7 protein-coding genes are annotated in these 9,258 nt (G+C 60.1%); 3 read left to right on the forward strand and 4 right to left on the reverse strand.

Annotation, left to right across the window (positions count from 1 at the left end):
- Positions 1-3,164 (forward strand): outer membrane beta-barrel protein (locus tag WA354_RS18730; RefSeq protein ID WP_472814540.1); only part of this gene is annotated, 3,164 nt, incomplete at its 5' end.
- A gap of 47 nt (positions 3,165-3,211) precedes the next feature.
- Here the strand turns inward: WA354_RS18730 and WA354_RS18735 are convergent.
- The 4 genes from WA354_RS18735 to WA354_RS18750 all read right to left on the reverse strand — a co-directional run bounded on the left by WA354_RS18735 (position 3,212) and on the right by WA354_RS18750 (position 8,395).
- On the reverse strand, positions 3,212-5,914 hold the full coding sequence (locus WA354_RS18735; RefSeq protein WP_472814541.1) for a ComEC/Rec2 family competence protein: 2,703 nt from the start codon (positions 5,912-5,914) through the stop codon (positions 3,212-3,214).
- Between the two features lie 39 nt (positions 5,915-5,953).
- Positions 5,954-7,264: a class I SAM-dependent RNA methyltransferase gene (locus WA354_RS18740; RefSeq protein ID WP_472814542.1), complete on the reverse strand. Its 1,311-nt coding sequence runs from the start codon at positions 7,262-7,264 to the stop codon at positions 5,954-5,956.
- A complete protein-coding gene (locus WA354_RS18745) occupies positions 7,261-7,995 on the reverse strand; it encodes a hypothetical protein (protein ID WP_472814543.1) in 735 nt (244 codons plus the stop codon). Before WA354_RS18745 ends, WA354_RS18740 begins: the two co-directional genes overlap by 4 nt.
- A 232-nt stretch (positions 7,996-8,227) precedes the next feature.
- Complete coding sequence (locus WA354_RS18750) at positions 8,228-8,395, reverse strand: hypothetical protein (protein WP_472814544.1); 168 nt, start codon at positions 8,393-8,395, stop codon at positions 8,228-8,230.
- Between the two features lie 174 nt (positions 8,396-8,569).
- Here WA354_RS18750 and WA354_RS18755 point away from each other — a divergent pair, with 174 nt between their 5' ends.
- Positions 8,570-9,043, forward strand: a complete 474-nt coding sequence (locus WA354_RS18755) for a hypothetical protein (RefSeq protein WP_472814545.1) — start codon at positions 8,570-8,572, stop codon at positions 9,041-9,043.
- Positions 9,044-9,071: 28 nt separating this feature from the next.
- Positions 9,072-9,258: transposase zinc-binding domain-containing protein (locus WA354_RS18760; protein ID WP_472814546.1), on the forward strand; the 187-nt coding region annotated here is incomplete at its 3' end.

The following is a 9,258-nucleotide window of genomic DNA, read 5'->3' on the forward strand; positions in this document are numbered from 1 at the left end:
CATCGACTTCCTCGATCTCCGAACCTCTGCTACAGCCTTCGCTTAATGCCGCCTTTGCGATTGCCGCGACGCCGGATCTTCCTGCCGGCGCAATCGCGCAAGCGGTGCTGGCGATGGAGCTCAGTTCCGTGCAAGCTTCTCTTCTGAGTACGCACGCTCCCAAAGCACAACTTAGCGCGATCGCGAGTACCGATACGCAGCAACAGGCGCAATCGCTGGACTCGACGCAATTACAGGCGCTCCCGCTGCCCGGCCGAAATTGGCAGAACTTTCTTCTCGATTCGCCGCCTGCGCCGACCAGTGCCGCCGATGAACAGAGAACGCCTGCAAGAACCGGCGCATCGTCGGCGATTACCATCGACGGGGAACTCATTCAACCCTCGTTCAGCGCACGCAATGGCACTTCATCCCTGATAAGCCCTGCCTCCAGTGAGAGCACAATTCGCGGCGTGCAGACATTGCAGGCCGGAGGAGCAGCCTTTGCATTCGCTGACCCCGGCCGAACCAATGTAGAAACTCAACGTGGAACCGAGCATCTGCACGGGCAGGCCTTCGTGTTCGATCGTCAGAACCTGTGGGGTGCGCAAAACCCGTTCACGCAGTGGGTGCAGGAAACAGCGCCCGCTTCGCCTACCACCATTCCGGTCTTCACGCCCCAGCCGTACAGTCCCGCCGATCGTGGATTGCAGTGGGGCGCTGGCCTCGGTGGCGTGATCATGAAACGGCGCCTGTTCTGGTTTGCATCACTTGACGGTCATGAGCGCAACGATCCCGGAGTGTCGACCGTAAAACATCCTGACAACTTCTTTGCGCAGCCTTCGAACGATCAGATGCAGTTGCTGAGCGCACAACTCGGTCTCAACGGCGCCGATCCGGTAAGCGCCGGATTGGGCGCGTATTCAAAACTCCTCGAGAGCCTGGCCGGCCTGCTGGGTCCGGCGGCACGCACCTCGTCCAAATGGACAGGCTTCACCCGCTTCGATTGGAGCGTTGCTGAGCGCCATCACTTCACGGCAGAGGTGACTGCAGCGCAGCTCGATGCGCCCGGCGGCGGTTTCACGCGCGCTTCAGAGACCTACGGAACGCACAGCTTCGGGGCAGCGCAAGCCAGCGCGCAATGGGTGCTGGGCAGCTGGGCAGCATTCCTGACCCCAAATCTCCAGGCCGTTACACAGGGCTCCTACGGTCATCAGGTTCAGAGCGCCCCGGCAGAAACTCCGTCCACCTTCGAGCAATCGTTGAACATCAGCGCATGGGGTCAGCTTCCACAAATTGTCGTAGATTCGCGTTACGGCTTCACCATTGGCAATCCGGCGCGCTTCGGACGCGGCTACTATCCAGATGAACATCTGTACCGGGCACAGGAGCAGTTGAACTGGGTGCACGGAAAGCTGATGGTGAAAGCCGGTTTTGAAATCAATCGCAACACAGATGCAACCAGCCGGTTGCGCAATCAAACCGGCACGTACTACTACTCCAGCGTGGAAAATTTTGCCTCCGACGAACTTGCCTTTTCCGCCTACGGCCTGAATGGGCAGCTCAACCCGATGGACCAGCACAATTGCGATCAGACCGGAAAAGCCTGGCGCGACTCATCCGGAGTGCTCCACGGGCTTGGATACCTGCCGTGCTATTCCTACTACTCGCAGACCATGGGCCCGGCAGACTGGTGGTTGAGCACAAACGACTGGGCCGGGTACCTTACGTCGCAATGGCAGCCAGGCAAGCGAGCTGCTCTCACGCTGGCCATGCGCTGGGAGCTGGAACAGCTTCCACCACCGATCTCGGCCTTGCAGAATCCCGATCTGCCCGTCACCGAGCACATGCCCAGCCTCGGCAATCAGTGGGGTCCTCGCGTCGGTTTTGCATGGGGCACCGGTGAGAGCCGCTGGCCCGTGATTCGCCTTGGCTACGGCATGTATTTCAGCCAGACGCGGAATTCTGTCGTGGAGACAGCGCTCACGCAAACTGGCTCCCTCAAGGGCGATCTCAATTTCTTCATGCGCCCAACAGACAATCTCAATGCCGGTGGCGCTCCGCCATTTCCCTATGTGCTGGATGGCGCTCCAGCGAACATCGTCAAACCAGGTGCCGTGGAGTTCGCGCCGAACTTCCGCAACAACGAGATTCACCAGGCTGAAGCTGATCTCGAAGAAACGCTTCCCGGGCGCATTCATGTTGAGGCCAGCGCCGTTGCCAGTCTCGGGCGCAGGCTTCCCGTCACCTTTGACGCCAATATTGATACGGCCGGCCCTTCGAAAACCATCACATACACCGTAGTCGACGGCACCGCCTCCGGACCGATCAAGTCCCCGCAGATCACGGTTCCCTTTTTCGCGTCATGGCCGTCCGTCACTTCGCCAACCGGATTCAGCGGTCGACTGAATCCCAATTACCAGCAGGTGAGCGAAATCTATAGCCGGGCAAATTCCACATACGAAGCAGCCGTGCTGCGCGTCTCTCGCAATGCACGTGCACTCACCTTGCGCGCCCGTTACACCTACGCGCATGCGATGGATTGGAACCCCGACGAAACTTCGCAACTCAGCGGGCCCAGCGTTCTCGATCCCCTCGACTTTCGTCAGGAGTATGGGACCAGCAGCCTCGATGTCCGCCACTCCGCCACGGCCGCCCTTATTTTTCAATCGCCGTGGAAGCTGCAGGGACTCGCCGGCCAACTCGGAAATGGTTGGAGTCTGAGCGGGGCAGCTTATTTTCGTAGCGGCATGCCCTACTCCATGCGCACAGCTGGCTCATTGGCCAGGGAATTTACTTCAGGCGGCGCGGCCATTGTTGCGCTCAGCACCGGTATGAACGGCTACGGCGGCGACAATCGCGTATACGGCGTCGGTCGAAACACCTATCGCTACCCTGCAACCTGGAAAATGGATGTACGCCTTGGCAAGCGCTTCAACCTTGGCCAGATGCGCCGACTGGAACTGATGGCCGAGAGCTTCAACCTCTTCAATCACCAGAATGTGACCGAACTGGAGACCACGGGTTACTCGATCGAGTCAGGAACCGTAATCGGCGGCCTTCCGCGCCTGAACTTCCTCACCGGCCTCAAAACCGGGCAGACGGAATTCGGCAAACCGCTGAACATCAATGCCACTGATTTCTACCGCGAGCGCCAGATTCAATTGGGCGCCCGTTTTCGGTTTTGAGGGGAATGCTCTCCGATCACTTTGAAGGCGTCCAGTCATTGGCTGGATTACTGGTCAGGCATCCCGCAGAACCCGCTTGCCCTCACATTGCTCCCATCGAGTTCAAAGCAACTGGCCCCATTGATATCCGTCGAGAGCGTCCGCACGTGCGACGCCTGCAACTCCGCAAGCACTTCCTCGCGCGGATGCCCATAGCGGTTTCGCAGTCCGCAGGAAATCACAGCCCATTGCGGCGCAACGCGCGCCAGAAACTCGGGCCGCGTCGAAGTGACGCTGCCATGGTGGCCGACCTTGAGCAACGTGCTCTCAAGGCCCTGCTCAGCAAGCATGCCCTGCTCAATAGGAGCCTCCGCGTCACCCTCGAGCAGCGCAGAGGTCGCACGGTAAGAGACGTGCAGTACCAGCGAATCGTTGTTGCCAGGTTCCGGTCCCGGCAGGTAGTTCGCGAGCGGCGCAAGCACATGGATCTGTGTACTCCCCAGAGTCACGCTGTCTCCCGCTCGCATCGTGCGCACCTGAACGTGCAGCTGCCGCGCCTCATCAAGCAATGCATTGTAGGCGGCAACCGGAGGATTGTTTCCCACCCACAGTTCATTCGGCCTGAAGTTGCGCAGCACGCTGGGCAGCCCGCCCATATGGTCGGAGTGCGCATGGCTGAGTGCAACCACATCAAGATGTCGAATCCCGCGAGACCAGAGCGCAGGTGAAACCACTTCTTCGCCGATGTCGAAGTCCTGCGAAGCATGGCGCGGACCTCCGCCAAATCCACCGCCATCGACCAACATCGTCTTGCCTTCCGGTGTTATAAGAAGCAGGGAATCTCCCTGGCCCACGTCGATCGCCTCGACGAGCAGCGAATTGCGCGGGTGCTCGACGGGGCGCGGCGCCACCACGATGATGGCCGCGGTAATCATCGACACCCATGCAAGGCGACGTTGCCAATGCGCTGTGGTGGAGTTTCCGCGCCGCGCGAGCACCACTGCAAGACCAAGCAGTATGCAGAAGACTGCGATCTGCATTGGGAGCGGAGCAGGAATGCGAAAATCGCCCACCGCCGCCGACCCGAACAGGCGGACCAGCCCCACGCCAAGGTGCAACAACAACGCCGTTACAGCCGCGGGAATCGCAGCCACACCAGTCGATACAAAAGACGCCAGCAACGTGAGCAATGCGGCTGGTATCAGTACCGCAAGCAGCGGCAGGATGAAAATATTTACGGGCAGCGCAAATACCGTGATGCGATGGAAGTAGACAGCCATCGGCAATGCCATTGCCAGTTCCACGATGCACGACACCACCAGTAGTTCCACGCATCGTAGGGTCGCTCGAACAATCCATGGAAAGGCGCTCCATCCGACCCATCTGCCGGATGCCCGTGTCAGGGCCGCAGCAAACATCCGCAGCATCACGCGAAATTGCGCCTGCCGCGGCGGAAGCTTGATGTCGAGAGCGACAAGTCGGAGTTCACGCGTGGCTGACAAGTAGGGATGCACCGTGTTCGCGAGCAGGGGAACCGCGACGCCTCCAATGGATACAACGGCGAGCAGAGTCATCTGCAGACTCGAGTCCATGAGGCTGCGCGGGCTGGCGGCCAGCAGGCATAGCGATGCGAAACCGATTGTGTTCAGCACGTTGCGCTCGCGGTAAACCAGGCGGCCCACAAGATACAGGGTCACCATCCACAGCGAGCGTTGCACCGGCGCGGCAAATCCAGTGAACAGAGCGTAAGCAAACGACACAGCAATCGTGACCACCGTAGCCGGAAGTTGCGGCATGCGCACCCTTCGCGTGATCCACACGATCAATGCGGCAACAATGGCCAGGTGCAGCCCCGAGACGACCAGCATGTGAAACGAGCCGGTCCTCTCAAATCCCACACGCAACGAATGCGTCAGGTAGGTGCGGTCCCCAGTCACCATCGCGGCCAGCATGATCGCATCATCCTCGCTCAGCCGCAGTGCTGCCGGCATTGTCCGCATCGCCCCCGGAAGCGCCAAGATTCTCGCACTCGCCGCGTGCTGCCACGCCGAGATGCGGCAGGTCCAACTACGTTCCTGCACCGCTCCGAGCAACTTCACACGATCCGCATTGACCGTAGCCGTGGATGTAATGCCCTGATCAAGTAGATAATCTCTGCGGCTCCACGCGCCTTGGTCGCGATATACCTCCGGCTGCATCAGACGTGCGTCGGCACGAATCCGCTGTCCACAATGGAAACCAGCGGTGTCGGGTTGACCTTCCGGCCAGCGCACCGTGAGGCGCACGCTACCCGGCATCGCTGCCTGTGCGTCTTCATCGTCCGTAACGACTTCGACGCTTGCAATCCGCACATCGAGCCGTTGCGTGGGCGCCGTGCTCTGCGCCTCATCAACATTCTGCTCAAGTTCTCCGCGCACTGGGCCCGCATCGGTGATTGTGCCGTCGACGACGCGCACCAAACCGTCAGAGAGCGCCGCCAGCGCAGGCGCTGCGGAAGGTTGCGGCTGCATCTCCGCGCACCACGCGCCCATCAGGCACCACAACACACCGACCGGAAGCCACGCAATGCGCTGCGCCCGCAACGCGGAAATTCCGCACAAGGTGGCAACAGGAATCAACGCGATGAGAAGGTAAGCGGGCCGAAGCCAGATGAAATCAGCGAAGACAATGCCAAGCGCAAACAGCCATGCGGCGTGAAACAGCGGAACCCCAACAGCATTCGAAGCAGGGCGGAGCGTGGTCGGCCCGAAGTTCCTCGGTTCAGCTTCCATTGAGCCCAAATCTAGAAATTATCTATGGGCGCAAGGTTATCAGGATCGACGCAATTCGACCACAGACTCCAAATGAAAGGTCTGCGGAAACAGATCGGCGAGCGTGACGGAACTTAACGCATACCCCGCATCGATAAGAGCGCGTAGATCGCGTGCCAGTGTCGCCGGATCGCAGGATACATACACAATGGTTGGCGCCCCAACTTCGGCAAGCAGGGAAGTCGTCTCTGCTCCCAGCCCCACACGAGGCGGATCAACCACAATCACCTCGGGTTTCGCCGTCCTGTGCGCTCTCAGAAATGCGAGCGTCTCCGCCTTTACGCAAGTGCCCGTGGTGCCCTCAACATTGTGCGCCAGAGCTTCCACGGCAGTAGGCGACGACTCTACCGCGGCAACCTGCGCAAAACTCTCCGCAAGTCTCCGGGCAAACAGGCCAACGCCTGCAAAGAGATCCCAGGCCAGCCCCCCTCGCCGGCCTGCAGTCACGCGATCGACAAGGGCGTCGACAAGCCAGCGATTCACCTGAAAAAAAGCGCCGTGGTCGACGCGATAATTCGCGCCCCCGGCGCGGTATGTCAACGATGCTTCGCCGCGTCGCGCAAGAGCTCTCGCCGGTTTCCCGGCGCGCCCCTCCTCCAGAAACTCAATACCGACGAGGGCTGGAATGCGCTCCTTCCATTCCCCGAAAAACTGGTCGAGTGTGCGACTCGCTGCGTCGCAAACGAAAACACTGGCCAGTAGTTGTGTTTCCTCCGCGTTGCAGAAGAGGGACACTTCGCTCGGCCGCAGTCCTGCCTTTCCTCGCCGCAGAATCTCACCTCCACTCAGCGCCGCCTGCACAAGCAGTGGAGACGCAATCGGGCACTCGCTGATGGGAATCAGATCATGGGAACGCCTCGCACGGTAACCAACGCGTCCCGCACCGTCAAGGGCGAGCCGAATGCGATTGCGATACTGCCACTCATTCCCGGCCAGTATATCAATCGTCTCCGGCGCTTCCACACCGCCGCGTTGAAGAGTCTCGCGCAGAATTGCCTGCTTGAATCCGAGCTGCGACTCGTAATTCGCGTGTTGATAATTGCATCCCCCGCACACGCCAAAGTGGCGGCAACCTGGCACAACACGTTCCGGCGCGGCAGTTACAATCTCGTCCGCCTCCGCCAACGCGTAGCCACGCTTCTCTTCCACAATGCGCACACGCGCCTGCTCGCCCGGAAGCGTCAGTGGTACAAATGTCGCTTTGCCTTCCAATCGCGCCAGAAACGCGCCGCCATAGATCGGCTTCTCAATCTGCACGAGAGCGCTCCGAACCGGCTTCGTGTCTTCCAGCTTTTTGTTTACGCGCTTCATTGCTGGCTCATGTAAAACAGGCTGAGTCTCGGCAGGTTGTAGTGCACGAGCAATTGTTTTTGTTCGAATTGCCGCTTAACCTGGCGCAATTGATCCACACTCATTCGACTCCGATAGGGCGCGAGCTCGCGCTCTGCATGTTCTCGCAGGCCCACGATCAAATCTTCCGGCGCCGCTGCTTGAAGAGCTGTGAAGAGTCGTTCCTCGAGCACCGTTAGAACCCTTTCGAAAGCCTCCATCTCGTGCGCAACGGTAGTTGAGCTCTGGGCGGCGCGTGCCTCGGCCGCCAGCTCCCGCAGGCGCACTGCCGTTGCAGCACATGCCTCGTGCGCAATCGTCGAAGCATCAAGTGCGCTTGCAGCAGTCTCGAGGTGAACAGCTACACGCTCATGTTCAAATCCGGTTTCTTCCGACGTGGTCGTTGGCGTTGCGGTTCCCGCGCTTGCCTCGCGCAACTCTTCAGCTGCCTCCATCACCGCCTGCGAACACCACGCCAGCCCATTCACGCGCCGCATGCGCCCACGCTTCTGCCGCGATTCATATTTATCAAACGCCGCGTCAATCCCGCGCAGCACTGCTTCCAGCGGAATCCCCGCATCGCGCCACGCCTCAATCAGCGCCCAGTCGAGCGTCGATAGCAGCAGAATCGCCCCGCGTCGCTGCTGAAAGCGGTCCTCAATCTCCGTAAAATAATTGAAGTAGTTATTGCATGGTGTCACAAGGTCACCCATCACTGCGTAAACACTGGCGAAAGTTCAATCATAGCTGGTGTCCGTTCGGTGACCTCCGAAAGGACAGAGGACCCATGTACATAAAGAACAATAAATTCTTCGCCGACTGGCGCGACGAATCAGGCCGTCGTCTGCGCAAATCCTTCACCACCGCAAGAGCTGCAATCACTTACGAGGCCGCTCAGCGCGTACGCCTCCCAAAACAGAAGGCGGGCGGACCCGCGCGGAAATCCTACCCGTCATCGCTATCCGCAAAGACCATCCAAAAACCGGCAACGGCAACACGCGCCGCGCAGCCCGTATCATCGTTGCCGCTGCGGGCAGTCTCCAGCCGCACCAGCTCCACGCCGCACACGCCTACGACATTGACGCAGCGATCACCCAAAGTGGTTATGCTCACTCGACGCGGCGCAACACCGCAGCGGCGGTCATCCGTCTCTTAAGCTGGCTATCCAAGCACTTCGGCGCAGCCGATCTAACCGACCTCATCAGCAAACACCCAGGACTGCGCCCGCGCAACGTCACGGCCACCGAGCAGGAGAAGCAAGAACTGCTCGCAGCCGCACCGCCGCACATGCGCCTCTGGTTGCTCTTGTGTTCCGATCTCGCCATTCGCAGCGGAACCGCAAGCCGCATCGCACCGTCCAACTACAACGCCAAGCTGCGTCAACTTCGCTTCACCACCAAACTCGGCGAACGTCTCACCCTCCCGGTCACTGACGAAATCGCGGAATATTTCGCGACGTGCGATCTCACCGACCCCGAGCCCTTCGTGCGCCAAATCCACAAACGCGAATACAGACACGGCACCAACGTTCTCACACCCAGGGCGAACTACGCCCACACACTCGGCATTGCATTCTATCGACTGCGCAAAAGCCTCGGCATCACGCGCAAGCTCACAATGCATGACTTCCGCCGCACCACCGTCGTCGCGCTCTACGAGCACACGCACGACGCCCGCGACGATCCGCGCGAATGCCGCATCGCCTGCAGACCGTGTCGAACCCGCTGGAGCATTTGCAACTCTCCAGCGTCAGCCAGGTAAGCCGCGAGTATCACCGGAAAAAAGATAAATGAGTCGGCCTCCCGTGGAGGTGGCCGACATCCTTCGCGTCCAGGGTGACTGCTTTCGGGAACAGAACCGTTCCTGGCTTGGCTACCAGCAACTGAGCGTGTTGCGGGCCATCGCCGCATGTCGAACTGCTGCGCTCGGAGGCCATCTGGACTCCTGCTCGCGGTGCGATCTCCAGGCTATCTCTT

The organism is Occallatibacter sp., from assembly GCF_049802275.1.
In the GTDB taxonomy this organism is placed as follows: Bacteria; Acidobacteriota; Terriglobia; order Terriglobales; family Acidobacteriaceae; genus Telmatobacter.